Raw genomic sequence first — 24,565 nt, 5'->3', positions numbered from 1 at the left:
CGCCAAGCCTGTCCGCAGGGGTATGTTGCAGGTCGGACAGGGCGCGAAAGGAACCACATGGCGGGGCGGAACGGGCGCACGGTGCGCGACCTCAGGCGGGCCAACCGCGCGGTCGTGCTGCAGCGGCTCTACTTCGACGGACCCCTCAGCCGCTTCGAGCTCGGCCCGGTGACCGGGCTGAGCTCCGGCTCGGTCAGCAACGTCGTCGCGGACCTGGTCGCCGACGGCCTGGTCGAGGAGGCCGGCAGCGTCGACTCCGACGGCGGCCGCCCCCGCACCCTGCTGCGCGTGGCACCCGGCGCCGGCCACATGATCGGTGTCGACGTCGGCGAGACCCGGGTGCGCGTCGAGCTGTTCGACCTCACCCTCACCGAACTCGCCCGCACCGAGCGGCCCCTGGAACAGCAGCGCTACGACGTCGAGGTCATCGTCGGCCACATCCGCGACGGGATCACCGAGGTGCTCGCGGGCGCCGGTATCGGCCCCGAACAGCTCCTCGGCGTCGGCATCGGCGTGCCCGGCATCGTGGAGCGCACCTCGGAGCGCGGCGCCGTCGTGCACGGGCAGACCATCGGCTGGGACGCCGTCCCGCTGGAGGCGCTGCTCTGCTCGTCCTCCCAACTCCCGGACGGCGTCCGGTACTTCATCGACAACGGCGCCAAGACCCTCGGCCAGGCCGAGATGTGGTTCGGCGCGGGACGCGGAGCACGGAGCGCGATCGTCGTGCTGTTCGGCTCCGGCGTGGGCGCGTGCCTCGTGACGCCGGAGGTGGAGAACGGGCGGGCGGTCGAGTGGGGGCACCTGACGGTACGGGTCAGGGGGCGCCGCTGCCGGTGCGGTGCGCTCGGCTGTCTGGAGGCGTATGCGGGGGCGGAGTCCCTGCTGGAGCGGTGGCGCGAGGAGGGTGGGCGGCCGCCCCAGGGGGCGGACGAGGAGACGGCGCTCACGGCGATGCTCGCTTCGGCCTACCCGGCCGACGGGGGCGGGGCAGATCCGGTTGCCCTGGCCGTGCTGGAGGAGACCGCCGAGTATCTCGGTGCCGGGCTGTCCGACCTGATCAACCTGTTCCAGCCCGAGCGGATTCTCATCGGCGGGTGGGCGGGGCTTCAGCTGGGGGCGCGGTTCCTGCCTGCGGTGCGGCGGCATGCGGCCTCGTATGCGCTGCGGCATCCGGCCGAGAAGGTGAGCATCGATCTCGGTCGGCTCGGGCCGGACGCGGTCACCGTCGGTGCGGCGATTCTGCCGCTGGCCGACTTTTTCACCCGGGGCGGGCGGCGGCTGGAGCCGGTGCCCGAGGGGCCGGTGCCTGCGTGGCGGACGGCGTTGGAGGAACGCACTCCCTGAGTGCCGGGGGCGGCTGTCTTGTGTCTGCTGCTGCGTTGTGGCTGGTCGCTCCCCCACTCTCGGCTTCGCTCGAGCGGGGGGGACCCCCATCGCGGCGGAGCCGCACATCGACACAGCCCTGCCCCTATGGGGCGCGGCGCATGCACCCCCAGGTTTCGGTGGTCACCGGCGGAGGTACTCGCGAGTCTCCTGAACGACTGAAGGGAGTGCGCCGTGGCCGATCGGCACGACGCGGGCAAGGGCGGCGAGCCCGTGCCGCGGGATCTGCCCGACCAGCAGGTCGGCGAGGGTGAGGACCCGCTGGACATCCCCGTTCCGGACAGGGAAGCCGAAATGTCCGAGGACGAGGTGCCGGACACCGACGAGGCCGGTACCGGGCGCCGGAACGGCCCCCGTTCGGCCACCGTCCACCCCGAGCATCCCGCTCCGGACGAGTCCCCGGCCTGACCGCGACAGGGAGCCCCCATGGGTATCGGCGACCGGGTCCGCGCATGGCCCGTCTACCGGCAGCTCACCGGAACCGACCGCACGGGCCGGGGGAGCGCCGCGAAATCCTCGTACACCGAAGGTCTGCGTCCCCGCACGGACAGTGCGGAGCGCGTGGTGCAGTCCGTGTGCCCCTACTGCGCGGTCGGCTGCGGCCAGCAGGTCTATGTGCGGGACGAGAAGGTCGTCCAGATCGAGGGCGACCCCGCCTCGCCGGTCAGCCGCGGACGGCTGTGTCCCAAGGGTTCGGCGACCCTTCAGCTGACCACCGGACCGGCCCGTGAGCACCAGGTCCTCTATCGCCGCCCGCACGGCACCGACTGGGAGCCGCTCGATCTGGACACGGCGATGGACATGGTCGCCGAGCGGGTCGTCCGTACCCGGCGCGAGACCTGGCAGTGGGAGTACGAGGGGATGCGCACCGCCCGCACCATGGGCATCGCCAGTCTCGGCGGCGCCACCCTCGACAACGAGGAGAACTACCTCATCAAGAAGCTGCTGACCGGCCTCGGCGTGGTCCAGGTGGAGAACCAGGCCCGGGTCTGTCACTCGTCCACGGTCGCCGGGCTCGGCACCTCCTTCGGCCGAGGCGGCGCCACCACCTTCATGCAGGACCTGCAGTACTCCGACTGCATCGTCATCGAGGGCTCCAACTTCGCCGAGTGCCACCCGGTCGGCTTCCAGTGGGTGATGGAGGCCAAGAAGCGCGGCGCCACCATCATCGACGTCGATCCTCGCTTCAACCGCACCAGCGCGCTCGCCGACCTGTACGTGCCCATCCGCGCGGGCACCGACATCGCCTTCCTCGGCGGGATCATCAACCACGTCCTGACCGAGGAGAAGGACTTCCGCGAGTACGTCCTCAACTACACCAACGCCTCCACCCTGGTCGGCGAGGACTTCCGCGACACCGAGGACCTCGACGGCGTCTTCTCCGGCCTGGACGAGGAGAAGAAGCACTACGACCCCACCTCCTGGCAGTACGAGGGCGTCGAGATCCAGCAGCCGGCCGGCGAGGCCGACGAGCTCTACGAGGAGCGCACCCGCAAGTCCGCCGGCGCCGAGGCGCACGGCTCCGGCGGAGCGCGTACCGGTCACCGCGCCCCCACCGACGACACCCTCCAGCACCCGCGCTGCGTCTACCAGATCCTCAAACGGCACTACGCCCGCTACACCCCCGAGATGGTCGAGGAGGTCTGCGGCATCCCCCGCGAGACCTTCCGGCAGGTCTGCGACGCGCTGACGACCAACTCCGGCCCGGAGCGCACCAGTGCCTTCTGCTACGCCGTCGGCTGGACCCAGCACACCACCGGCGCCCAGTTCATCCGCGCCGCCTGCGTCCTCCAGCTCCTGCTCGGCAACATCGGCCGCACCGGAGGTGGCATCCAGGCCCTGCGCGGCCACGCCTCCATCCAGGGCTCCAGCGACATCCCCACCCTGTTCAACCTGCTGCCCGGCTACATCCCGATGCCGCACGCCCACGAGGACATGAACCTCGACAACTTCGTCGAGACGACCCGCACGGTGAAGGGCTTCTGGGCCGACATGCGGGCGTACCTCGTCAGTCTGCTGAAGGCCTACTACGGGGACGCGGCCACTCCCGACAACGACTTCTGCTTCGACCACATCCCGCGGCTGACCGGCTCCCACTCCACCTACGACACGGTCATGGCCCAGCTCGACGGCGACTGCAAGGGCTACTTCCTGCTCGGCGAGAACCCGGCCGTCGGCTCCGCCAACACCCGTCTGCAGCGCCTGGGCATGGCCAACCTGGACTGGCTGGTCGTGCGCGACTTCTCCCTGATCGAGTCGGCGACCTGGTGGAAGGACGGCCCCGAGATCGAGACCGGCGAGCTGCGCACCGAGGACATCGGCACCGAGGTGTTCTTCTTCCCGGCCGCCTCGCACACCGAGAAGTCCGGCTCCTTCACCAACACCAACCGCTGGGTGCAGTGGCACTACCAGGCCGTGGAACCCGAGGGCGACGCCCGCAGCGACCTGTGGTTCATGTACCACCTGGGCCGCCGCATCAAGGAGAAACTGGCCGGCTCGACCGACCCCATGGACCGGCCGGTTCTCGACCTGACCTGGGACTACCCGGTCACCGGGGACCTGGAGGAACCCGTCGCCGACGCCGTGCTCGCCGAGATCAGCGGCCATGGGCCCGACGACACCCCGTTGAGCGCCTACACCGAACTCAAGGACGACGGCTCCACCCGCTGCGGCTGCTGGATCTACTGCGGTGTCTACGCCGACGGCGTCAACCAGGCCGCCCGCAAGAAGCCGCACTGGGAGCAGGACTGGGTGGCCGCCGAGTGGGCCTGGGCCTGGCCCGCCAACCGTCGCATCCTCTACAACCGCGCCTCCGCCGCCCCCGACGGCACCCCCTGGAGCGAGCGGAAGAAGTACGTCTGGTGGGATGCGGAGGAGGGCAAGTGGACCGGGCGCGACGTGCCGGACTTCGTCCCCGACCGCCCGCCAAACTTCGGGCCCGACGAGGACGCGGTCGGCCCCGACGCGCTGCGCGGCGACGACCCGTTCATCATGCAGGCCGACGGCAAGGGCTGGCTGTTCACCCCCGCAGGCCTGGAGGACGGCCCGCTGCCCACCCACTACGAGCCGCAGGACTCGCCGTTCCCCAACGCCCTGCACCCGTCGACCCCGCGCAATCCGGTACGCCAGCTGCTGCCGCGCGAGGGCAACCGCTACCACCCCAGCGGCGACGAGAAGGGCGCCGAAGTCTTCCCGTACGTCGTCACCACGCACCGCCTGACGGAGCACTTCACGGCGGGCGGCATGAGCCGCTGGTCGGAGTATCTGTCCGAGCTGCAGCCGGAGTTCTTCTGCGAGGTCTCGCCCGCGCTGGCTCGCGAGCGCGGCCTGGAGAACGGCGGCTGGGCGACGATCGTCACCGCCCGCAACGCGGTCGAGGCGCGGGTGCTGGTGACCGACCGGATCCGGCCCCTGCGGGTGCAGGGCCGCACGGTCCACCAGATCGGCCTGCCCTTCCACTGGGGGCCCAACGGCGTCGCGAAGGGCGACGCGGCCAACGAACTGCTGGCCATCGCCCTCGACCCCAACGCCCACATCCAGGAGGACAAGGCGCTGACCGCCGACATCCGCGCCGGCCGCCGCCCGCGCGGCCCTGACCTGCCGAGGCTGGTCGCCGAGTACCGCACCCGGGCCGGCATCACCCCGGACACCGGAACGGAGGCACGCAAGTGAGCGAGGACCGCGTCGGCTTCTTCACCGACACCTCCGTCTGCATCGGCTGCAAGGCCTGCGAGGTCGCCTGCAAGGAGTGGAACGCCATCCCGGGGGACGGGCTGTCGCTCACGGCCATGTCGTACGACAACACGCAGGCGCTCGGCGCCTCGACCTGGCGGCACGTGGCCTTCATCGAGCAGCCGCGCCCGGACGGCCGTACCCGACTCCCGCTGGTCGAGGGCGGGTCGACCGCGCAGGAGACACCGGTCGGCGGCGACGGGGAACTGCGCTGGCTGATGTCCTCCGACGTGTGCAAGCACTGCACCCACGCCGCCTGCCTCGACGTCTGCCCCACCGGCTCGCTCTTCCGCACCGAGTTCGGCACGGTCGTCGTCCAGGAGGACATCTGCAACGGCTGCGGGTACTGCGTGCCCGCCTGCCCGTACGGCGTCATCGAGCAACGGCCGCACGACGGCCGCGCGTTCAAGTGCACGATGTGCTACGACCGCCTTGGTGCAGGGCAGGAACCGGCCTGCGCCAAGGCCTGCCCCACCGAGTCCATCCAGTTCGGCCCGCTCGACGAACTGCGCGAGCGGGCCGCGCTGCGCGTCGACCAGCTGCACGAGGCGGGTGTCGCCGACGCCCACCTGTACGGCCACGACCCGGACGACGGCGTGGGCGGCGACGGCGCGTTCTTCCTGCTCCTGGACGAGCCCGAGGTGTACGGGCTGCCCCCGGACCCCGTGGTCACCACCCGGGACCTGCCGGAGATGTGGAAGCACGCGGGCGCGGCGGCCCTGTCCCTGCTGGGCGGAATTGCGGCCTGCTTCGCGCTCACGGGAAGGAACCGGCGATGAGCACGACCGAACGCGCGGGACGCAGGCGGCGGCGCGGCGAGCAACCCGTCGTCCCCCGGGCCGAGTTCGAGTCCTACTACGGCCGCCCGGTCATCAAGGCGCCCTCCTGGGCCGCCCCCGACATCGCCGGGTACTTCTTCCTCGGCGGGCTCGCCGGCGCAGGCTCGGTGCTCGCCGCGGGCGCGCAGCTGACCGGACGTACGACGACCGCGACGGCACTGAAGGTGTCCTCGCTGGTCTCCGTCTCCCTGTCGGCCGCCGCACTCATCCACGACCTCGGAAAGCCGAGCCGGTTCGCGAACATGCTGCGGGTGTTCAAGCCGACCTCGCCCATGAGCGTCGGGTCCTGGCTGCTCGGCGCCTACGGGCCCGCGGCGGGTGCGGCCGCCGCGAGCGCCGTGACCGGCCGGGCGCCGCGTCTCGGGGGCGCGGCGACCGGCGCCGCCGCACTGCTGGGGCCCGCGGTCGCCACCTACACCGGGGTGCTGGCCGCCGACACCGCCGTACCGGCCTGGCACGGCGTCCACCGGGAGCTGCCGTACCTGTTCGCGGCGTCCGCGACCGCGGCGGCCTCCGGGATGGCCCTCGTCGCCGGACCCACGAGCGAGAACGCCCCGGCCCGCTGCGCCGCCGGGCTGGCGGCGCTGGCCGACGCGGCGGTCACGAAGGCGGCCGAGCAGCGCCTGGGCATGGTCGCCGAGACCTGGCGGGTCGGCCGCGCGGGCGCGCTGCTGCGGGCGGCGCAGGTGCTCACCGCCGGCGGTGCCGTCACCGGCGCCCTCTTCGGCCGACGGCGCGGCGCCGCGGTCGCCTCCGGGCTCGCCCTGCTCGCCGGATCGGCCTGCACCCGCTTCGGCGTCTTCGCGGCGGGCATCGCCTCGGCCCAGGACCCCAGGTACACGGTGGTCCCGCAGCGCGAACGGCTCGACGAGATCACATAGAGCAATCACATAGAGCAGGCGGCCTATGCCCCTTCAGGGCGGTCAGCCGACCTTGCGGCCCCACAGCGGCTCGGTCCTTGCCCCCTTGCCGTGGTGCAGGCCCTGCAGGAACTCCTCCAGGACCTCGGTCGCCTCATGCTCCGGGTGCCAGCCCAGTTCGGCACGCGCGCGCGTGCAGTCCATCAGCGGCAGCCGCAGCACCGCGTCGAACAGATGCGGCGACGCGGGCAGCAGATGCAGCCCCCAGGCGGCGGCGATCGCCGAGCGGGCCGCGACACGGGGGAGCCGGAGCGGGCGGGTGTCCAGCAGCTGAGCGAGCAGTTCGGCGTCGACCGGGGGTTCGGCCGCCAGGTTGAAGGCGCCGCGGACCTCGGAACCGAGCGCGAGGACGTACGCCCTGGCTGCGTCGTCGGTGTGCAGCGCCTGCACCCGCAGGCCCGGGATGTCGGGGAGGAAGGGCAGCAGCTCCGGGCGGGCCAGCGGGCCCGGCAGGAAGCGGCCGCCGAAGATCCGGCGCTGCTCGCTCGCCGACTGGCGCTTGAAGAGGAAGGCGGGCCGCATCCGGACCACCCGCACCTCCGGATGGTCGCGCTCGAAGGTGTCCAGGGTGCGCTCCAGATAGGCCTTCTCCCGGCAGTACGCGGCATCCGGCCAGCCATGCGTCGGCCACGACTCGTCCACCGCGTGGTCCTTCGGCCCCGGAGAGTAGGCGCCCACCGACGACGCGTGCACGAGCGTCGGCACCCGGGCCGCCGCGACCGCCTCGAACACCCGGATGCTCCCGAGCACGTTCGTGCGCCAGGTCGCCGCCGGATCGTGCGTGGGCTGGAAGGCCCACGCCAGATGGACGACCGCGTCGGCGTCCGCGAACTCCTTGACCAGATCGGCATGTTGGTACGCGAGGTCGACCGCGGACCACTCCGTCCGGGCCGGCGACCACTCGGGAATCCGCCGGGCCAGACCCAGCACGGACCCCACCTGCGCTTCCTCCGAGAGGAGGCGCACCACACTGGTGCCGACGTTGCCGGTGGCACCCGTGACCACGATTCTGCTGCCCACTGCGCTGCTCACCTTCGTCTCCTTCCGGCCGCACGGTCCGAAACGGGGTCACCGAGTACCCGGCCGGGGTGAGGGCACGCGGACTCCGCCGTATGACCTCGGAGGTAATCGACGCCCGTACCGGCCCCCGGAACGATGGAGGACGTACCCACCCCACCGGATCGCAGGAGGACGTCCCATGCCGTATTTCGCCAGCCCCGCCGACGGCGCGCAGCTGCACCACGTCGACTACGGACCGGCCGACGGCCCGGTGGCGGTCTTCGTCAACAGTGCCTACCTGGGCACCGAGATGTGGGAGTTCCAGATGCTGCCGCTGGCGGCCGAGGGCTACCGCTGCGTGGGCCTGGACCGGCGCGGGCACGGCCGCTCCGAGGACGTGTGGAACGGCTTTGACCTCGACACTCTCGCCGACGACCTGTACGGGCTGCTGGACCACCTGGACCTGCGCGCGGTGACCATGATCGGCCACTCCGTGGGTAGCGCGGAGATCGTGCGCTGCCTGACCCGGCACGGCAGCGGCCGGGTGGCCCGTGTCGCGCTCGTGGCGGGCATCACCCCGGGCGTGGTCCGCACGCCGGACAACCCGGACGGCTGGGACCCCGCGGTCATGCGGGCCGGCAACGCGGCCTTCCTGCGCGACCGGGCGGCGTTCTTCAACGACCCCGACGCACTGAGCGGCTTCTTCGCCCTGGACCGGCCGGGCAACGAGGTCTCGCCCGCCTACGTCCGTCACCTCAGCGACCGCTGCCTGGTGTCCACCGCGCGGGCCTCCAGCGCCGTCCAGGAGACGATCGTCACCCTCGACGTCGCCCCGGAACTGGCCAAGCTGGAGGTGCCGTTGCTCGTCGTGCACGGCACGCACGACGTCTCGGCACCCCTGGAGACGACCGGCCGGCGCGCCGCCGCCCTTGCCCCCGACGCCACCCTCAAGGTCTACGAGAACGCGGGCCACGGCCTGTTCGTCACCCACGCCGGACAACTCACCGCCGACCTGCGGGAGTTCATGGCCGGCTGAGCCCCGGCGGCTCCGGGCCGGGCGGCGGGGAGATGATCAGGACATGAGCGAGATCATCCTGATGTCCGACGCCCGGGTCGCCGCCGTACCGGTGGCGGAGAACGGCGAGCCCCTCGTCGACGTACGAGAGAAGCTTCTGGTCGACGACCGCAAGCACGAGGACTCCCACGGCGCCGAGACGCATCTGCGCCGGGGCGTCCTCGACCGCCTCCTCGCCGCGCAGGCCCTGCTCCCCGAGGGCCTGCGTCTTCTGTTCGTGGAGGGATACCGGCCGCCGGCCCTCCAGCGCCGCTACTTCGAGCGGTACGCCGACGAACTGCGCGCCGCACACCCCGACTGGCCCGCCGACCGCGTCCGCAGTGCCGCCAGCCGCTATGTCTCCCCGCCCGAGATCGCCCCGCACAGCGCGGGCGCGGCCGTCGATCTGACCCTCGCCGACGCCGACGGCCGCGAACTGGACCTGGGCACCGAGATGAACGCCAACCCGGAACAGAGCGACAGCGCCTGTTACACGGATGCCCCGAACATCACGGACGAGGCCCGCGCCAACCGTGCCCTGCTCGGCGGGGTGCTGACGGCCGCCGGGCTCGTCAACTACCCCACCGAGTGGTGGCACTGGTCCTACGGAGACCGCTACTGGGCCCTGGCCGCCGGCGCACCCGCCGCCCTGTACGGGCCCACGGAACCGGGTGATTCCTAGGCGAAGGCGTTCACGCCCGTCAGCTCCGCCGACAACTCCCACAGGCGGGCGGCCTGTTCGGGGTCGATCGCCCAGTCCTTGACGCCGCTGGTCCCGCCGTCGACCGCGAGCTCGGCGATGTCGCAGTCCTCCAGGTAGACACCGCCGAGGCCGTCCAGCTGGGCCGAGGTCGCCGCCCACACCTGGGTGGCCGCGCCCTGCGGCGGGGTCTTGAAGCCCTCGGGGTTGAGGATGTTGCCGTCCTCGTCGATCCAGCCGCGCTCGATCATCTCCGCCTTGGGGATGTGCCGCTGCAGCGGGGTGAGGATGCCGCCGGGGTGCAGGGAGAAGGCGCGCACGCCGGCGTCGCGGCCGAGCGTGTCGAGGTGGACGGCGAACAGGACGTTCGCGGTCTTGGCCTGCCCGTAGGCCTGCCACTTGTCGTAGCCCTGCGCCCAGTGGACGTCGTCCCAGCGCATGCCCGAGAAGTGGTGGGCCCGGGAGGAGACGGAGACGACGCGGGCGCCGCCCGGCTCGATCGCCGGCCACAGCCGGTTGACCAGGGCGAAGTGGCCCAGGTGGTTGGTGGCGAACTGGGCCTCCCCGCCGGGCCCCACCCGGGTCTCCGGGCACGCCATGATCCCGGCGTTGTCGATCATGATGTCGATGGTCCGCCCGGTGGCGAGGAAGCGCTCGGCGAAGGCCCGTACGCTCTCCAGGTCGCCGAGGTCGAGTTCGTCCACCTCGACGCCGTCGACGCCGGCCAACGCCTCCTCGGCGGCGGCCCGGCGGCGGGCCGGGACGACGACCCGGGCGCCCGCCTTGGTCAGCGCGCGGGTGGTCTCCAGGCCGAGCCCCGAGTAGCCGCCGGTGACGACGGCGAGCTTTCCGGTCAGGTCGACGCCCTGAAGGACGTCGTCGGCCGTGCTCGTGGCGCCGAAACCGGATCCGATCTTGTGCTGTGCAGTGCCAGTGCTCATGCCGAGAACGCTACGGATTGGAGTGCTCTCGAAGTCAAGCGCGGACCGGTGCGGTCGGGCGCGGGCAGGAAAGAGCCCCGACCGGACGGGGGAGACCGGTCGGGGCTCGCCTGGTGGTGAGCACGGATGGCGGTCGCCTCTCGGCGAAGGGCTCCACAGGGCTTCAGCCGAACGATCGTCCCTGTGGGCGAATGGTGAGGCCCGGGGACACTGTCCCATCCGCACCCACGGTTGGTTCAACGGCGAACTACCGCCTGGTGTTCCGGTGTTCGGCGCCTTGCGTGGTGATCTGCGTCACCCGTTCGGGTGCCTCAGGCCAGTGGGCTGCTCTCCAGGGCGGACAGCAGATGCGCGGGGTCGTCGTACACGGCCTCGGCTCCCGCCTCCTCCAGGTCGGCGCGCGGGATGCCGCCGCACAGCACGCCCAGGCAGCGCACGCCGGCCCGGCAGCCCGCGCGCATGTCCCACACGGTGTCACCGACGAACACCGCCCGTTCGGCGGACACCCCGGCCAGTTCCAGGGCGTGTTCGACGGGCTCGGGGGCCGGTTTTCCCTCCGTGACGTCCTCCGCGCTCGCGGTGGCGGTGATCGCGTCGTCGGCACAGATGGCGCGGCGCAGCGCGGAGAGTTCCGGGCCGCTCGCGGAGGTGGCCAGCACCACCTTCCAGCCGTCGTGGTCGAGGCGGCGCAGCAGCCGCCCGGCGTCCTCGAACGCGGGCAGCCGGTCGAAGTACTGGCCGTACAACGCCTTGTGCGCGGCGCTGAGTTCGGCGTCCTGGTCCGGGTCCCGCCGATCGCCCAGCAGCCGGGCGACGAGGTCCTCGGAGCCGAGGCCGACGGAGCGGTGGATGGCGTGCATGGGCACCTTGTGCCCGGCCTGCCGGAAGGCCTCCCACCAGGTCGCCACATGCAGGTGGTTGGTGTCGACGAGTGTTCCGTCGACGTCGAACACGGCCGCCCGTTCCATGCGCACTCCCTTGCTCTTCCGCTGCCCCGAGTACCACGTCAGGTTCCTGTCACTCCTGCGGGCGTGCGCCGCGCGTGGGTCCAGGCCAGCAGCTCGTCCAGGCTCCAGGTGTTCACCACGCGCTCGGCCGGCACCCCGCACTCCTCGGCCCGGGCACAACCCAGGATCTGCCAGTCCAGCTGACCGGGCGCGTGTGCGTCGGTGTCGACCGAGAACAGCACTCCCGCCTCGACCGCCCCGCGCAGCAGCCGCCGTGGCGGATCGAGCCGCTCCGGCCTGCTGTTGATCTCCAGGGCGGTGCCTGTCTCGGCCAGCGCGGCGAACACCTCGTCGGCGTCGAACTCCGACTCGGGCCGCCCCCGCCCGGTCACCAGCCGCCCCGTGCAGTGCCCGAGCACATCGGAGTGCGGATCGCGTACGGCGGCCACCATGCGGCGGGTCATCGAACGGGCGTCCATGCGCAGCTTGGAATGCACCGACACCACGACCACGTCGAGCCGCTCCAGCAGCTCCGGCTCCTGGTCCAGCGAGCCGTCGTCGAGGATGTCGCACTCGATGCCGGTGAGCATCCGGAACGGCGCCCAGGTGGTGTTCAGCTCCGCCACCACGTCCAGCTGTTCCCGCAGCCGTTCGGCGGACAGGCCGCGCGCGACGGTCAGCCGGGGGGAGTGGTCCGTCAGCACGGCCCACTCGTGCCCGAGCGCCCGCGCGGCCCGGCCCATCTCCTCGATCGGGCTGCCGCCGTCCGACCAGTCGGAGTGCAGATGGCAGTCCCCGCGCAGCCTGGCCCGCAGCCCCGCACCGGCCCGGTCCTCGCTCGGCGCCCCCACCTCGCCCTCCAGCTTGCGCAGATAGCCGGGCACGTCTCCCGCCAGCGCCTCCCGGACGACCTGTGCGGTCTTCGGGCCGACACCCTTGAGTGACTCCAGTGACCCGGCGGCCGCCCGCTCGCGCACCTCGTCCTCGGGCAGGGACGTCAGCACGCGGGCCGCCGTACGGAAGGCGCGGACGCGGTACGTCGGCGCCAGGGACCGCTCCAGCAGGAAGGCGATCCGCTCCAGTGCCTCGACGGGATCCATGGTGACCTCCACCTCCAGGGTTCCCCAGCCCCGGGCACCCCGCACGGTTTGCCCCGCCCGCACCCGGGCACTGCGATGCGCCCCCCCTCGCACCGTCCAGGAGGAGCTCGGCGATGCCCGCATCAGCTCCCGCAAGGTCGCCGTGCTCACCGGCTCCAACTGCGGCATCGGCCGCGCCACCGCCGTCAGGCCGGCCCGGGTGGGCATGGACGTCGGCATCACCTGGAACAGGGCCTCAAGGGCGCCGAGGAGACCGCGGAGGAGGTCCGCGCGCACGGTCAGCGGGCCGCCGTGGCCCAGACGGACCTCACCCGGCTGCCCACCGCGGCCGGCACCGTCGACGAGCTCTGCGACCGGCCCGGCCGCCTCGACGTGCTGGTCAACAACGCCGGTACGGGCACCAGAACGCCCTTCCTCGACCTGGAGCTCGACACGGTGCGCGAGGTCGTCGAGGTCGACCTGATCGGCCCCTTCCTGTGCGGACAGTGGGCGGCGCGGCCCATGATCCGGCAGGGCGACGGCGGCCGGATCGTCAACGTGACCTCCGTCCACGAGCAGCCTGGGTCGGCGCCGCCCCGTACTGCGCGGCCAAGGGCGGCCTCGGACCGCTCACCCAGGTCATGGCCCTGGAACTCGCCGAGTACGGCACCACCGTCAACGCGGTCGCGCCCGGCGAGATCGCCACCCCGATGACCGGCCCTGAGGACACCGACGTACACACCGAGCCCCGCCCCGGCATCCCGATGGGACGGCCCGGCGACGCCCGCGAGATCGCCGCCGTCACCGCCTTCCTCGCGAGCCCCGACGCCTCCTATGCCACCGGCGCCTCCTGGAACGTGGACGGCGGCATGCTGCGGATGGGCCCGCAGGCCTGCTCCCACCTCAGTGGCGATGAATGGCGTCGCCCCCGAGCCGGCCGCCGCCCAGCTGCGCACCAGCTCCCGCGACGGCCCCGGCTTCACCCGGTCCGCTGCGGCCGCGGCTTCCGCCACCTGGACGAGACCGGCGCGCAGCTGAAGGCCCCCGGGCACCTCACCCGCATCCGGGCCTGGTCGTCCCGCCCGCCTGGCGGGAGGTGCGGATCTGTCCCTGGCCCCATGGCCATCTCCGGAGCAGGCCAGGCACGAACACGTCCGCGAGGTCGCCCGCGCCCTGCCCGAAATGCGCGCCATGGCTGTCTTGGAACTCGCCGGCCGCGGCCTGTCCCGGTCCCAGGTCACCGCGTGCGCCGTGCGCCTGCTCGACCACGCTCACGCCGTCGTACGGGCCCCGCTGCGCCGCCGCAGCGGCAGGGAGCGGCCGCTGGTCTACTGGGACCGACACGCCTGGCACGACCTGCACGGCGACGACCTCAACGAGGCGCCCCGCCGGCCGCCCGGCGCCGACAGACCAGCCGCGCCGACCGGAGGTCAGCCACTGCCCCTTCGAGTAGGGGGAGACCATCGCCCCCGTGCTCACCCGGCTGGGCGAACACGGGAACTTCGGCCGTCCCGCGACACAGGGCGCCACCGAGGCGGCGGTCCTCGAGCTGCTGCGACGCCGACACCCCCGAGCAACCTGGGGCCGATGCGTCCTACGCTCTATTGCATGACGGAACAAGCAGCTCCCCACATCTCCAACCCGCGGATCATGGTCCTCCGTGTGCAACCGGGTACACCGCCGTTCCGGATCGTGGAGATCGACGGCGAAGTGATCGGTGAGGCCAAGTCCGTCACCGACGTCCTGGAGGCGGCCGCCGCCTTCGGCATCACGGTGCACGACTTGGACGACCCGGACGTGGTGCGCTGGGTCGGCGGCGACAAGTTCACCTGGAAGTTGCACTGACGGCCCGGTTCAGCCGACCGTCCACTTCTGGTTGGCGCCGCCCGAGCAGGTCCAGATCTGCAGCCGGGTGCCGTTGGCCGAGTTGTTCCCGGTCACGTCGAGGCATTTGTCGGCCTGCGGATTGACGATGTCGTGCGCCCCGGTGACCGTCCACTGCTGGTTGGGGCCGCCGGTGCAGTCCCACAGCTGGACGGTCGAGCCGTCCGCGGTGCCGTTGCCGGTGACGTCCAGGCACTTGCCGAGCGCGCGCAGGGTGCCGTCGGAGCCCGCGGTCCACTGCTGGGCGGCGGTGCCGTTGCAGTCGTAGAGCTGGACGGGGGTGCCGTCGGCCGGGTTCGCCCCGGCGACGTCGACGCACTTTCCGGCCAGTCCCCTGATCGCCGCTCCGGTGGCCGAGCCGCTGGTCGTGACCGACACCGAGTCCACCACCAGCTGCTGTGGGAAGGACGTGGAGCCGTCCGGGTCGCCCGGCCAGTAGCCGCCCACCGCCAGGTTGAGGATCAGGAAGAACGGCTTGTTGAACACCCAGGTCCGGCCGCCCAGATCGGCGGGTGTGCGCCGCTGGTAGACGGTGCCGTCCACCGACCAGGTGATCGAGTCGGGCGCCCAGTCGACGGCGAAAGTGTGGAAGGCGTCCGCGAAGGCCTGCCCGTTCGGCAGGGAGTAGGCGGCGCCTATGCCGCCCGAACCGGAGTAGCCGGGGCCGTGGATGGTGCCGTGCACGGTGGACGGCTCGTAGCCGACGTTCTCCATGACGTCGATCTCGCCCGAATCCGGCCAGTTCACGGGCGTGCCGAGCATCCAGAACGCGGGCCACATCCCCTGCCCCCGCGGGATCTTCATCCGCGCCTCGACGTGCCCGTACTGGGCGTTGAACTTCCCCGAGGTGTTCAGCCGCGCCGAGGTGTACTGGCAGGTCCCGTACCAGCACTGGTAGTTGGCCGGGTTCTCGCGCCGCGCCGTGATCACCAGATGGCCCTGGCCGTCCAGGGCCGCGTTCCTGGTGCCCGAGGTGTAGTACTGCCGCTCGTGGTTGTTGACGTTGTCTCCGGTCTCGGTCTGCCACTTCGAGGAGTCGACCGCGGCTCCGGCCGGCCCGTCGAAGGTGTCGGAGAACGCCACCGCGGCGGCGGCCGCCTCGGGCGGATCAGCCTGCGCCGCACCGGTCGCGGCGGACGCGGCCAGCACGGCGGACAGGGCGGCGAACAGACATCTGCGCAGCAGGCGTGGGGAGGCCACGGCACTTCCTTCCGTACGGCGGCCGGGTGCGCGAAGGAGCCCGGCCGGGGTGGGGGGTGAACGCGTCGCCTCTTGATTTAAGGAGTGAGATAAGGGAGCGTCAATACCTTGGTACGGACCAGGAGTTGAGCGGTCGGGTTATGCGTCCTTTGCCCGCTTCGCAGCCCGCCGAGGCAGCCGCTCCCGCGCGTGCACCGCCCGGCTCAGCCGCCGCCCCAGCAGGAGGTAACCCACCAGCGCACCGGTCGTGTTGAGGATGACGTCGTCGATGTCGAAGGCCCGGCCTTCGACCAGCGCCCCCTGGGCGAACTCCACCAGCAGCATCACCACCGCGGTCAGCAACAGCACCCTCAGCAGCCCGCGCGCCCGCGGTGCGACGACCGGCACCAGGATGCCGAACGGAACGCCCAGCAGCACATTGCCGCCGATCTGCTTCACGGCGTCCCGGAACGCCGGCTGGTCCAGATAGAGCCGCAGAGTGCTTCCCGGATGCAAGTTCGTGTGGGCCATCGCCACCGAGGCGGGGGAGGGCTCCAGGGTCAGCCGGGCCAGCACCACGGCGAACGCCACCATGAACACGAAGGCGCACAGCATCGCCAGCAGGCGGATCGGCAGGGCCAGTACATGCCGCTCACGAGGAGCCTGCTGCGACTTTCCCCGCGGCTTCGCGGACTTCTTCGCCTTCTCCTGCTTGCTCCCCTGCTCCGGCTTCTTCCCCTTCTCGGACTTCTTCGGCTTCTCGGACGCGCCGGTCTTGCCGGTACGCAGGCGCAACGCTGAACGTGGTCGCAAGGCTGCACGGGCCATCAGGTCCTCCAGTCTTCAACTTCCCTGCGCTATAAGGCGGTTACCCGCTCGGCGGCCGAGAATGCCGCCGCCCGGCCGACGCGGCCCGGACGCCCTGGCGGTTTCCCTTCCTGCCGTAGGGGCACTCCGGCGGTGGAAGCCAGCGCGCCGCCACCCGAGGCACCCGCCGCGATGTTTGGATGCCGCGGGACGCACGTACCGGATGTACCGGACATCCCGCCTGTGACGGTGTGCGAGCAGAGCCCGAGGAGGTGGCGCATGACCTTGCGAACGGCCCTGTTCACCGCGGCCGAGCTGCTGGGCTGGTGGATCGCGCTCGGCCTGCTGTGGCTGGTCCTCATCAGCACCGTCGACACCCTGGAACTCGTCGTCGGCGCGAGCTGCGCCTGCGTGGGCGCCCTCGCGGCCCGGGGCGCACGACGGGCGGTGAGCGGGACATGAACGGCTGGACGCTCGCCGCCACCGTCGGCCTCGCCGGCGGACTGGGCACCGCGCTGTGGGGCGTGACCACCGGTCCGCTCCGCCGCCGGGTCGTGGCCCAGAACCTGTCCTCCGCACTCGCCTGCCCGAGCCTGCTGCTCCTCTCCCAGGCCTACCACCGCCCCTCCTACGTCGACCTCGGCCTCGTCCTGGCCCTGCTCGGCCCCGTCGGCACCCTCGTCTTCGCCCGGCTGCTCGCCGAGGAACTCGCCGAGGACCCACCGCGCGCCTGGGGCCCGACCCTGACGGTCGCCGGTCTCGGCGCGGCCGCCGTGATCGCCCTGTGCGTCGCCACCGGGCCCGGCCGGGCCATGGTGAAGCTGCTGGTCATCGGCGCCTTGCTGATCAGCGGGAACATCATCGCCTCGCGGGCCCTGGCCGGCGGATTCCGGGGGGTCCGCGGTGGCTGACGCGGTGATCGTCGTGGTACTGCTGCTGGTCGCGGCCTGCGCGACCGCGGCCGTGGCAACCCGCGACCCCATGCGCCAGGCCCTCGTCCTGTCCCTCCTGGGCATCGCCCTCGCCGCCCTGTTCACCGTGCTCCAGGCGCCCGACGTCGGACTCTCCCAACTGGCCGTCGGCTCCGCGCTGACACCACTGCTGCTGATGCTCACCGTCCGCAAGGTCAGGCGGCGCGGCCAGGGCAAGGAGCGTGAGCGGTGACCCGGCGCGCCCGGCTGTGGGTGCTGCTGGCGGGCGGCGCGGGTCTGGCCGCCCTGCTCGTCGCGGCCTGCCTGGACCTGCCGCACTTCGGCGGCGACAGCCACCCCTACGGCGACCGCGCCGTGCACGCCTCCCTGGCCCGGCAGACCGCCAACACCATCTCCTCCGTCAACTTCGACCAGCGCGCCTTCGACACCCTCGGCGAGATGACCATCCTGTTCTCCGCCGTCCTCGGCTGCGTGATACTGCTGCGCCAGACCCGCGACGAACACCGCGCCCGCCCCGAGCCCGCCGAGGTCGCCCTGCCGGTCCGCCGCTACGCCCTCGTCGTGCTGCCCGTCGCCCTGCTCAGCGGCCTGTATGTCATCGCCCACGGCCAGCTCAGCCCCGGCGGCGGCTTCCAGGGCGGAGTGGTCGCCGCGACCGCCCTGCATCTGCTCTACCTGGGCGCCGACTACGCGGCCCTGGAACGCATCAGGCCGATCGGCGCCTACGAGGTCGCCGACGCCCTCGCCGCCTCGGGCTACCTGGTCATGGGCATCGCGGGACTCATCGGAGGCACCGCCTTCCTCGCCAACACCCTGCTGCCGTACGGCACCTTCAACACGCTGTCCTCCGGCGGCACCGTCCCGCTGCTGAACGCGGCCATCGGCATGGAGGTCGCCAGCGCCGTCGTCGTGCTGCTCGCCCGCTTCCTGGACCAGGCCGTCGAGATCGAGGAGGAGAGCGGCACATGAGAGCCGTGATGGATGTACTGCCGTACCTGGTGGCCGCCTGGGTCTTCCTCGTCGGCTGCTACGGCCTGGCAACCAGCCGCAACCTGATCCACGCCATCGGCTGCCTGTCCGTTTGCCAGGCCGGCACCTATGTGCTGCTGTTGTCCGTCGGCTACCGCGACGGCGCCACCGCGCCCGTGTTCTCCGACATCAAACCCGGTTCCCGGCCGGTCGTGGACCCCGTGGTGCAGGCGCTCACCCTCACCGACGTCGTCGTCGGCGCCACCGTCACCGCGCTGCTGCTCGCGCTCGTCATGCAGATCGCCAAGCGGCACGGCACCGTCGACCCCGACGAACTCTCCGAGCTGCGCGGCTGATGAACGACCTGCTGCCCCTCGTCGTCGCCGTGCCCCTGCTGGGGGCCGCCCTCCTGGTCGCCGCGGGCCGCCGGCTGCCGCGCGTGGTCGCCGAGTCCGCCGGGTGCGCCGTCTCCGCCGGCACGGCCGGACTCGCGATCGTGCTGCTGCTCAACTCCTCACCGCCCATGACCGAGTGGGTCGGCGGCTGGCAGCCCGTGAACGGCGAGAGCGTCGGCATCGTCCTGACCGGCGACGGGCCGGGCCTCGGCATGGCCGCGCTCGCCTCACTGCTGACCCTGGCCGCACTGGCGTACTCCTGGCACTACTTCGACGAACCGCCCCGCCGCCACGCGGGCTCCTTCCCCGCGCTGATGCTGGTCTTCCAGGGCGGCATGTGCGGCTTCGCCCTCGCCGGCGACCTGTTCAACATGTTCGTCTGGTTCGAGCTCATGAGCGTCGTCGCCTACGCCCTGACTGGCACCCGCGTCGAGGAGGCCAAGGCCGTCCAGGGCGCACTCACCTTCGCGGTCGTCACCTCGCTCGGCGCCTACGCCATGCTGATGGGCATCGGGCTGCTGTACGCCCGCACCGGCGAACTGGCGATGCCCCAGATCGGGCGCGGCCTGGACCGGCACGGCGGACCCGACGCGCTCGTCCTCGCCGGGTTCGTCCTGGTCCTCGCCGGACTGCTGGTCAAGGCGGCCACCGTCCCCTTCCACTTCTGGCTTCCCGACGCCCACGCCGTCGCGCCGACGCCCGTGTGCATGCTGCTGTCGGGCGTGATGGTCGAACTCGGCACGTACGGCGTGTGGCGGGTGTACGGGAGCGTGTTCTCCGGGCCCGGCGGCATCCCGGGCGCCGACGCGCAGCGGGCACTGCTGGTGCTCGGAGCGCTGACGGCGGTCATCGGATCGGTGATGTGCTGGTTCCAGCGGCACATCAAACGACAGCTGGCCTTCTCGGCGATCGCCCACACCGGGCTGTTCCTCATCGGCATCGGCGTACTGACGCCGGAGGGCGACGACGGGGTCGCGCTCTACATCCTCGGCCACGCCGGCGTGAAGGCCGCCCTGTTCGCCTGTACCGGCATCCTCCTCGACCGGTTCGGCAACGTCGACGAGTACGCGCTGCACGGACGCGCCCGCCGGCTGCGCGGCGTCGCCGTACTCTACGGCCTGGGCGGCCTCGGCCTCGCCGGGCTGCCCCCCTTCGGCACGGGGCTCGGCAAGGCCGTCACCGAGGAGGCCGTGGGAGGCCCGCTCACCGTGCTGTTCGTCTTCGCGAGTGCGGTGACCGGCGCGGCGGTACTGCGGGTCACCGCGCGGGTCTACTTCGGCCTCGGCCCCAGGCCCGAGGAGGACACCGAGTACGAGACGACCGGCTCCGGCGAGGAGCCCGAGACGCAGCGCCCGCTCAGCCGGGTCCCCGACACCATGACGCTGGTACCCGCGGTGCTGCTCGCCGCGGCCCTCGCAGTCGGCGTCGTCCCCGGCTTCGCCGAACTGGTCGCCCACGGCGTGAACGATGCCGGGTCCGGGGGAGTCGTGGTCCCGGCCCCGCACTGGACACCGACCGGGATCCTGCTCGGGTTCGCCTCCACCGCGCTGGCGGTGGGCCTCGCGACTCTCGCCGTCATCCGGCCGAAGCTGCTCGCGGGAGCGTACCGGGCCTCACAGCTGCGGCGCCTGCAGTCCGGTCACGTCGGGGACTACGTGGCCTGGGTGCTGGTCGGCGCCGCGCTGCTGGGCGCGCTCGTACTGCCCGCAGTCGTCGGGGCCTGATCAGCTCCCGTACACGACATGCACCTCCGTGAAACCGAGGGAACGCAGCAGGCCGTCGAGCATGTCGGTGGTGTTGGTCTCGGCGCGCCGGGTCAGGCCGCTGTCCTTCGCCGCGTCACCGATGTGCTTGACCGCGAGCTTCTGCACGGCCTGCTCACTGTTGGGGTTGTCCGAGAACAGGTCGCCGAGCCGGTCGAGGAGACCGCGCTGCTTGGAGACGGCGTAGGAGCGGTCCGGGTCGAGGGCCGGCTTGCCGAGCGCCGCGTGCGGCAGCCGGAGCGTGGCGGACGTACGGTCGCCGTTGACCGTGACGTCGTCCTTGCCGACCTTGCCGAGGTCGACGTACGCGTCGACGGTGCCCGCACCGATGTACAGCGTGCGGGAGCCGCGGATCGCGTCGGGCAGGTACTTGGTGTCCTTTTCCAGGTCCACGACGACCTGGAAGTTGCCGGAGGCGGCGTCGTAACGGCTCATGTCCTGGATGGACTGGAGCAGTGCGGGTCCCGAGCGGTCGTGCGTTTCGGTGCCGAACAGGTCCTTGAGGCCAGGGAGCACACTCAGCCGGATCCCGGCGAAGAACACCACGAGCACCAGCACGACGGCGCTCACCGCCTTCGCCCAGCCGGGCATGCGCCTGGACATGCGCCTGATGGGAGTCGTCATGGCGACGGCCCTCCTTCCTACTCTCCGCATGCCCCTCAAAACCCTTGTCAGACCAGGCTGTTGGCCGAATGACACCGCTGACGGGGGCATGCGGGGCGCACTAGCGTGGAGAACTCTCCGTACCGGCGCGCCTGGAGTCCCGGATGAGTACACACAGCACGTCCCGGCCCCTTTGCCCCATGCACCGCATCGACCTCCCCGAACCCGGTCCGCCCCGTCACGCCACCCTCGCCACCGGCACCCCGGTGTGGCTGGTGACCCGCTACGCCGACGTACGTCAGGTGCTCATGGACCCCCGGTTCAACAGGAGTTCCCTGCACGCCGAGGACGCTCCGCCGCTGCTCCTCGTACCGAACCTGCTGGACGACCCGAACGGGCTCCTCAACCAGGACGGCGAGGCCCACCAACGGCTGCGCGGCACCGTCCAGCGGGCGTTCACGCCCCGCGCGATCGCCCGCTGGCGGCCCTGGGTGGCCTCGGTGGTCGAAGCACTCCTCGACGACTTCGCCGCGCAGGAGCGTCCCGCGGACATCATCGAGGGCTTCACCCGCCCGCTGCCCGTCTCCGTCATCTCCCGGCTGATGGGGCTCGACCACGTGGACGGCGAGCGCATCCGCCACTGGGCCGACCACGCGCTCTCCGGCGGCGCGCACACTCGGGAGCAAGTCGTCGCCGCCATGCGCGAGTTCGGGGACTTCGCGGCCGACCTGGTCACCCAGCGGCGCAAGAACCCCGGCGACGACCTGGTGAGCGGCCTGGTGGCGGCGGGCGACAGCCTCGACATCGACGAACGGCAACTGGTGACCCTGGTGTGCGGGCTGGTGGTCGCGGGTCACGAGACCACCATGACGGCGCTCGGCAACATCGTCGTCTACCTCCTCACCGACCGGCAGGAGGCCTGGCCCGGCCTCGCCGAGAATGAGGGGACGGCGGCCGTCGCGGCCGAACAACTGCTGCGGGCCGTCCCGCTCAGCGAGGGCCGGGTGCTGCCCGGGCTGATCCGCCGCGCCGTCGAGGACACCGAGGTCGGCGGTGTGACGATCCCCGCGGGCAGCGTGGTCGCCGTCCAGACCAACGCCGCCAGCCGCGACCCCGACGTGTTCCCGCCCGGCCCACCGGACCTGTTCACCCCGCTGAGCGCACCCAGCGTCATCTTCGGCGCGGGCCCCCACCACTGCCTGGGCGCCTGGCTCGCCCGCCTGGAACTCGGCCTCGCCCTGCACCGCCTGGCAGCCCGCTTCCCCGACCTGCGCGCCGAGTTCACCCCCGGGACGATCGAGTGGCGGGAGGGCCAGATGACACGCAGCCCACGACGGCTGCCGGTTTCGTGGTGAACGCCGCCAGGGCGGGCATACGAGTCGGTCTCCCAGCGTGGCCGGCGCGCCATGCCGCAGCTGAAGTGCTCCGGCCCGGGCAGGCAGTTGTCCCTGCGGTCCGTGAAGCCACTGCCGATCGTGTGCCAACCGCTCCCGTCACCGGCCCGTCGAACCGACGCGGTCGTACCTTCAGTGAGGGCGCAGTTCCCGGTCCCCCGACACCCGTGACCACCACACCCCCTCGCCGTGCGTCAGGACGGGCAGGCGCAGTTCGGCCTCGCGTACCCGGCGGGCCGGGAGTTCCCCCGTGATCAGCCAAGACGTCGTGCCACCCGTCGTGCCCGTGAACTCGGCACCGTACGCGGCGAGTTGGGCGGTCACCGGAGCCAGGGCGTCGAGCGGGGTCTCCGCCTCGAAGGCGTGGTACGGCTCGTAGAGCCGGGTGCGCGCTCGCTCCAGGGCCGCGCGCAGCACGATCGGGGTGAGCGCGCGGAAGTCGGCGGCCGTGCTGATCGGGGCGCAGTAGCCGGAGCGGATCAGCGTGACCCGGTAGTCCGTGACGGAGGCACCGCGCAGACCGGTCTCCATGGTGGCGTGCACCGTGTCCTCGATGGCCTGGTGGAAGGCGCGGGGGAGTGCTCCGAGTTCCGTCTCGTAGGTGAACACTCCGCCCGAGCCGCGGGGCCCCGGCTCGACCCGCAGCCCGATCGTCGCCCAGTGGCGCGTACCGAGGTGCCAGGGCATCTCCTCCCAGGCCTCACCGACGCCCTGCGGGCGCTCCAGGAACCGCACCCGGCCCGGCTCGAAGTCGGCCTCGATGCCGAAGTCCTGGGCGAGCGTGGCCGCCAGGACCTCCATCTGGACCTCGCCGTACAGGAGCAGGGCGGTGGTGCCGGCGGATGCGGGGCGGGCGTGGATCAGCGGGTCCTGGTCGGCGAGGGCGAGCAGGGCGGTGCGCAGCGGCGCGGCCTGCCCGGGGTGCCGGGCCCGCACCAGCGTCTCCAGTGTGGGCGGAGCGAACTGCGGTGCACGGTCGGATGGGGATCCCCCCGCGCGAGTCGGGTTCGAGCGTGGGGGATCGCCGAGGCGATCGCCCACCCGCACGCCTGCCAGGCCGGTGAGCGCCGCGATGTTCCCCGCGGTGAGCGACGACCCGGCCCGGCCCACCACGTCGAGGCGGTTCACCCGTCCGGAGACCTCCGTGGTGCGGCCGTCGGCCTCGCGCCGCAGCAGGGTCACGCGCTGCCGCGGTGACACCTCGCCGTCGTACAGCCGCAGATACGCCGTCCGTTCGCCGCCCGCGCCGGGGCGTACCGCGAACACCGTGCCGCGCGGGCCGGTGCCCTCGGCCGTGGGCGCGGGCGGGATCAGCCCGGTCACGCCCCCGACGAGCTCGGCGATGCCCTGGCCGCCGAGGGCCGAGCCGAAGAAGACGGGGTGGAACGAGCCGTCGGCGGTCCGCGCGGCGAGCACCTTGCGCAGGTCGTCGGGCGTGGGCACGGGGCCGTCGACGACCGCAGCGAGGACCTCCGGGTCGACCTCGGCGAGAGCCTCGGCCAGCTGCGGATCCCCGGGCGGGCGTGCCATGACGCGGGCGTCGGCGGTGCCGATGCCCGTCACGTCCGTGAGCGGTGCGACGTACGGCGTCAGTCTGCGCCGGATGTCGGCCAGCAGGCCCGCGGACCGGGCGCCCGCACGGTCGATCTTGTTGACGAAGACGAGCGTGGGCAGCCTCAGCCGCCGCAGCGTCCTCATCAGCACCCTCGTCTGCGCCTGCACGCCCTCCACGGCGGACAGCAGCAGCACCGCCCCGTCCAGGACCTCCAGGGCGCGCTCGACCTCGGCGATGAAGTCGGAGTGCCCGGGGGTGTCGATGAGGTTGATCTGGGTGTCGCCGACGGTGAACGCGGCGACCGCGGAGCGGATGGTGATGCCGCGCTGCCGCTCGATCTCGCCGTCGTCCGTACGGGTGTCACCGCCGTCGACGCTGCCGAGCCGGTCGATCGCTCCGTGGTCGAACAGCAGCCGCTCGGTGAGGCTGGTCTTACCGGCGTCGACGTGGGCGAGAATGCCGATGTTCAGGGTGTTCATGCGGGGTCGAG

24 protein-coding genes and 1 pseudogene are annotated in these 24,565 nt (G+C 72.2%); 17 read left to right on the top strand and 8 right to left on the bottom strand.

Translation table 11 applies throughout. The features are described 5' to 3' along the window. The first annotated feature begins 57 nt into the window (after positions 1-57). From ACFY1U_RS32620 to nrfD, 5 genes are all read left to right on the top strand, one after another. On the top strand, positions 58-1,344 hold the full coding sequence (locus tag ACFY1U_RS32620; RefSeq protein ID WP_390697730.1) for an ROK family protein: 1,287 nt from the start codon (positions 58-60) through the stop codon (positions 1,342-1,344). A gap of 213 nt (positions 1,345-1,557) precedes the next feature. After that, entirely contained in the window at positions 1,558-1,791 is a 234-nt protein-coding gene (locus ACFY1U_RS32615) for a hypothetical protein (protein WP_390697729.1), read from the top strand. Positions 1,792-1,809: 18 nt separating this feature from the next. Beyond that, positions 1,810-5,055, top strand: coding sequence for a formate dehydrogenase (gene fdh / locus ACFY1U_RS32610; protein ID WP_390697728.1), 3,246 nt, complete (start codon positions 1,810-1,812; stop codon positions 5,053-5,055). Continuing rightward, complete coding sequence (locus ACFY1U_RS32605; protein WP_390697727.1) at positions 5,052-5,894, top strand: 4Fe-4S dicluster domain-containing protein; 843 nt, start codon at positions 5,052-5,054, stop codon at positions 5,892-5,894. The genes fdh and ACFY1U_RS32605 overlap by 4 nt, the downstream gene beginning before the upstream one ends. Beyond that, entirely contained in the window at positions 5,891-6,835 is a 945-nt protein-coding gene (nrfD, locus tag ACFY1U_RS32600; RefSeq protein WP_390697726.1) for an NrfD/PsrC family molybdoenzyme membrane anchor subunit, read from the top strand. The genes ACFY1U_RS32605 and nrfD overlap by 4 nt, the downstream gene beginning before the upstream one ends. A 42-nt stretch (positions 6,836-6,877) precedes the next feature. Here the strand turns inward: nrfD and ACFY1U_RS32595 are convergent, their stop codons facing one another. Then, positions 6,878-7,906 (bottom strand): SDR family oxidoreductase, encoded by a 1,029-nt coding sequence (locus tag ACFY1U_RS32595; protein ID WP_390697725.1) that lies wholly within the window; start codon positions 7,904-7,906, stop codon positions 6,878-6,880. Positions 7,907-8,072: 166 nt separating this feature from the next. Between ACFY1U_RS32595 and ACFY1U_RS32590 the strand changes: the two genes are divergently transcribed. Together ACFY1U_RS32590 and ACFY1U_RS32585 are read left to right on the top strand one after the other, a co-directional pair. Then, positions 8,073-8,909 carry an alpha/beta fold hydrolase gene (locus ACFY1U_RS32590; protein ID WP_390697724.1) on the top strand — a complete coding sequence of 279 codons (837 nt, stop codon included), beginning with the start codon at positions 8,073-8,075 and terminating at the stop codon, positions 8,907-8,909. Positions 8,910-8,952: 43 nt separating this feature from the next. Beyond that, positions 8,953-9,609: a M15 family metallopeptidase gene (locus tag ACFY1U_RS32585; RefSeq protein WP_390697723.1), complete on the top strand. Its 657-nt coding sequence runs from the start codon at positions 8,953-8,955 to the stop codon at positions 9,607-9,609. On the opposite strand, the gene ACFY1U_RS32580 is transcribed toward ACFY1U_RS32585, so the two are convergent. The 3 genes from ACFY1U_RS32580 to ACFY1U_RS32570 all read right to left on the bottom strand — a co-directional run bounded on the left by ACFY1U_RS32580 (position 9,606) and on the right by ACFY1U_RS32570 (position 12,615). After that, a complete protein-coding gene (locus tag ACFY1U_RS32580; RefSeq protein ID WP_390697722.1) occupies positions 9,606-10,568 on the bottom strand; it encodes an SDR family NAD(P)-dependent oxidoreductase in 963 nt (320 codons plus the stop codon). The two genes, ACFY1U_RS32585 and ACFY1U_RS32580, sit on opposite strands and share 4 nt — an antisense overlap. Before the next feature lie 311 nt (positions 10,569-10,879). After that, complete coding sequence (locus ACFY1U_RS32575) at positions 10,880-11,536, bottom strand: HAD family hydrolase (protein ID WP_390697721.1); 657 nt, start codon at positions 11,534-11,536, stop codon at positions 10,880-10,882. 38 nt (positions 11,537-11,574) lie between these two features. Continuing rightward, on the bottom strand, positions 11,575-12,615 hold the full coding sequence (locus ACFY1U_RS32570) for a PHP domain-containing protein (protein ID WP_390697720.1): 1,041 nt from the start codon (positions 12,613-12,615) through the stop codon (positions 11,575-11,577). Between the two features lie 121 nt (positions 12,616-12,736). Here ACFY1U_RS32570 and ACFY1U_RS32565 point away from each other — a divergent pair. The 3 genes and pseudogenes from ACFY1U_RS32565 to ACFY1U_RS32555 all read left to right on the top strand — a co-directional run. Then, positions 12,737-13,523 (top strand): annotated as a pseudogene (locus ACFY1U_RS32565) (SDR family oxidoreductase); the annotation flags it as partial. Next, a complete protein-coding gene (locus tag ACFY1U_RS32560; RefSeq protein WP_390697778.1) occupies positions 13,511-14,047 on the top strand; it encodes a hypothetical protein in 537 nt (178 codons plus the stop codon). The pseudogene ACFY1U_RS32565 and the gene ACFY1U_RS32560, both read left to right, overlap by 13 nt. 155 nt (positions 14,048-14,202) lie before the next feature. Next, complete coding sequence (locus tag ACFY1U_RS32555; protein ID WP_390697719.1) at positions 14,203-14,439, top strand: hypothetical protein; 237 nt, start codon at positions 14,203-14,205, stop codon at positions 14,437-14,439. A gap of 9 nt (positions 14,440-14,448) precedes the next feature. Here the strand turns inward: ACFY1U_RS32555 and ACFY1U_RS32550 are convergent, their stop codons facing one another. Together ACFY1U_RS32550 and ACFY1U_RS32545 are read right to left on the bottom strand one after the other, a co-directional pair. Then, complete coding sequence (locus ACFY1U_RS32550; RefSeq protein WP_390697718.1) at positions 14,449-15,678, bottom strand: RICIN domain-containing protein; 1,230 nt, start codon at positions 15,676-15,678, stop codon at positions 14,449-14,451. Positions 15,679-15,816: 138 nt separating this feature from the next. Continuing rightward, positions 15,817-16,485 (bottom strand): VanZ family protein, encoded by a 669-nt coding sequence (locus ACFY1U_RS32545; RefSeq protein WP_390697717.1) that lies wholly within the window; start codon positions 16,483-16,485, stop codon positions 15,817-15,819. A gap of 258 nt (positions 16,486-16,743) precedes the next feature. Here ACFY1U_RS32545 and ACFY1U_RS32540 point away from each other — a divergent pair, with 258 nt between their 5' ends. From ACFY1U_RS32540 to ACFY1U_RS32515, 6 genes are read left to right on the top strand one after another with little or no spacing between them, the layout of a single operon-like run. Further along, positions 16,744-16,926, top strand: coding sequence for a hypothetical protein (locus ACFY1U_RS32540; RefSeq protein ID WP_390697716.1), 183 nt, complete (start codon positions 16,744-16,746; stop codon positions 16,924-16,926). Continuing rightward, positions 16,923-17,375: an MrpF/PhaF family protein gene (locus ACFY1U_RS32535; protein WP_390697715.1), complete on the top strand. Its 453-nt coding sequence runs from the start codon at positions 16,923-16,925 to the stop codon at positions 17,373-17,375. The genes ACFY1U_RS32540 and ACFY1U_RS32535 overlap by 4 nt, the downstream gene beginning before the upstream one ends. Further along, positions 17,368-17,628, top strand: a complete 261-nt coding sequence (locus ACFY1U_RS32530; protein WP_390697714.1) for a Na(+)/H(+) antiporter subunit B — start codon at positions 17,368-17,370, stop codon at positions 17,626-17,628. Before ACFY1U_RS32535 ends, ACFY1U_RS32530 begins: the two co-directional genes overlap by 8 nt. Continuing rightward, positions 17,625-18,365 (top strand): MnhB domain-containing protein, encoded by a 741-nt coding sequence (locus ACFY1U_RS32525; protein ID WP_390697713.1) that lies wholly within the window; start codon positions 17,625-17,627, stop codon positions 18,363-18,365. Before ACFY1U_RS32530 ends, ACFY1U_RS32525 begins: the two co-directional genes overlap by 4 nt. 8 nt (positions 18,366-18,373) lie before the next feature. Beyond that, a complete protein-coding gene (locus ACFY1U_RS32520) occupies positions 18,374-18,721 on the top strand; it encodes a sodium:proton antiporter (protein WP_390697777.1) in 348 nt (115 codons plus the stop codon). After that, entirely contained in the window at positions 18,721-20,484 is a 1,764-nt protein-coding gene (locus tag ACFY1U_RS32515; protein ID WP_390697712.1) for a complex I subunit 5 family protein, read from the top strand. Before ACFY1U_RS32520 ends, ACFY1U_RS32515 begins: the two co-directional genes overlap by 1 nt. Here the strand turns inward: ACFY1U_RS32515 and ACFY1U_RS32510 are convergent, their stop codons facing one another. Continuing rightward, complete coding sequence (locus tag ACFY1U_RS32510; RefSeq protein WP_390697711.1) at positions 20,485-21,147, bottom strand: DUF4230 domain-containing protein; 663 nt, start codon at positions 21,145-21,147, stop codon at positions 20,485-20,487. It lies immediately after the preceding gene. Between the two features lie 143 nt (positions 21,148-21,290). Between ACFY1U_RS32510 and ACFY1U_RS32505 the strand changes: the two genes are divergently transcribed. Beyond that, positions 21,291-22,481 (top strand): cytochrome P450, encoded by a 1,191-nt coding sequence (locus tag ACFY1U_RS32505; RefSeq protein WP_390697710.1) that lies wholly within the window; start codon positions 21,291-21,293, stop codon positions 22,479-22,481. A 171-nt stretch (positions 22,482-22,652) separates the two neighbouring features. Here the strand turns inward: ACFY1U_RS32505 and otr(A) are convergent, their stop codons facing one another. Continuing rightward, positions 22,653-24,554 carry a tetracycline resistance ribosomal protection protein Otr(A) gene (gene otr(A), locus ACFY1U_RS32500; RefSeq protein WP_390697709.1) on the bottom strand — a complete coding sequence of 634 codons (1,902 nt, stop codon included), beginning with the start codon at positions 24,552-24,554 and terminating at the stop codon, positions 22,653-22,655. Positions 24,555-24,565: the final 11 nt, after the last annotated feature.

This window comes from Streptomyces sp. NPDC001351 (assembly GCF_042896045.1).
In the GTDB taxonomy this organism is placed as follows: Bacteria; Actinomycetota; Actinomycetes; order Streptomycetales; family Streptomycetaceae; genus Streptomyces.
Note: the sequence above shows the minus strand (reverse complement) of the source record. Positions and strands in the feature narration are given on the sequence as shown.

Bases quoted from the DNA above. Each gene is read 5' to 3' on its own strand.
- ACFY1U_RS32590 (WP_390697724.1), top strand. From the start codon at position 8,073: ATGCCGTATTTCGCCAGCCCCGCCGACGGCGCGCAGCTGCACCACGTC.
- nrfD (WP_390697726.1), top strand. From the start codon at position 5,891: ATGAGCACGACCGAACGCGCGGGACGCAGGCGGCGGCGCGGCGAGCAA.
- ACFY1U_RS32585 (WP_390697723.1), top strand. From the start codon at position 8,953: ATGAGCGAGATCATCCTGATGTCCGACGCCCGGGTCGCCGCCGTACCG.
- ACFY1U_RS32560 (WP_390697778.1), top strand. From the start codon at position 13,511: ATGGCGTCGCCCCCGAGCCGGCCGCCGCCCAGCTGCGCACCAGCTCCC.
- ACFY1U_RS32515 (WP_390697712.1), top strand. From the start codon at position 18,721: ATGAACGACCTGCTGCCCCTCGTCGTCGCCGTGCCCCTGCTGGGGGCC.
- ACFY1U_RS32580 (WP_390697722.1), bottom strand. From the start codon at position 10,568: ATGAGCACTGGCACTGCACAGCACAAGATCGGATCCGGTTTCGGCGCC.
- ACFY1U_RS32535 (WP_390697715.1), top strand. From the start codon at position 16,923: ATGAACGGCTGGACGCTCGCCGCCACCGTCGGCCTCGCCGGCGGACTG.
- ACFY1U_RS32510 (WP_390697711.1), bottom strand. From the start codon at position 21,147: ATGACGACTCCCATCAGGCGCATGTCCAGGCGCATGCCCGGCTGGGCG.
- ACFY1U_RS32540 (WP_390697716.1), top strand. From the start codon at position 16,744: ATGACCTTGCGAACGGCCCTGTTCACCGCGGCCGAGCTGCTGGGCTGG.
- ACFY1U_RS32505 (WP_390697710.1), top strand. From the start codon at position 21,291: ATGAGTACACACAGCACGTCCCGGCCCCTTTGCCCCATGCACCGCATC.
- ACFY1U_RS32620 (WP_390697730.1), top strand. From the start codon at position 58: ATGGCGGGGCGGAACGGGCGCACGGTGCGCGACCTCAGGCGGGCCAAC.
- ACFY1U_RS32520 (WP_390697777.1), top strand. From the start codon at position 18,374: ATGGATGTACTGCCGTACCTGGTGGCCGCCTGGGTCTTCCTCGTCGGC.
- ACFY1U_RS32545 (WP_390697717.1), bottom strand. From the start codon at position 16,485: ATGGCCCGTGCAGCCTTGCGACCACGTTCAGCGTTGCGCCTGCGTACC.
- ACFY1U_RS32555 (WP_390697719.1), top strand. From the start codon at position 14,203: ATGACGGAACAAGCAGCTCCCCACATCTCCAACCCGCGGATCATGGTC.
- ACFY1U_RS32575 (WP_390697721.1), bottom strand. From the start codon at position 11,536: ATGGAACGGGCGGCCGTGTTCGACGTCGACGGAACACTCGTCGACACC.
- ACFY1U_RS32570 (WP_390697720.1), bottom strand. From the start codon at position 12,615: ATGGATCCCGTCGAGGCACTGGAGCGGATCGCCTTCCTGCTGGAGCGG.
- fdh (WP_390697728.1), top strand. From the start codon at position 1,810: ATGGGTATCGGCGACCGGGTCCGCGCATGGCCCGTCTACCGGCAGCTC.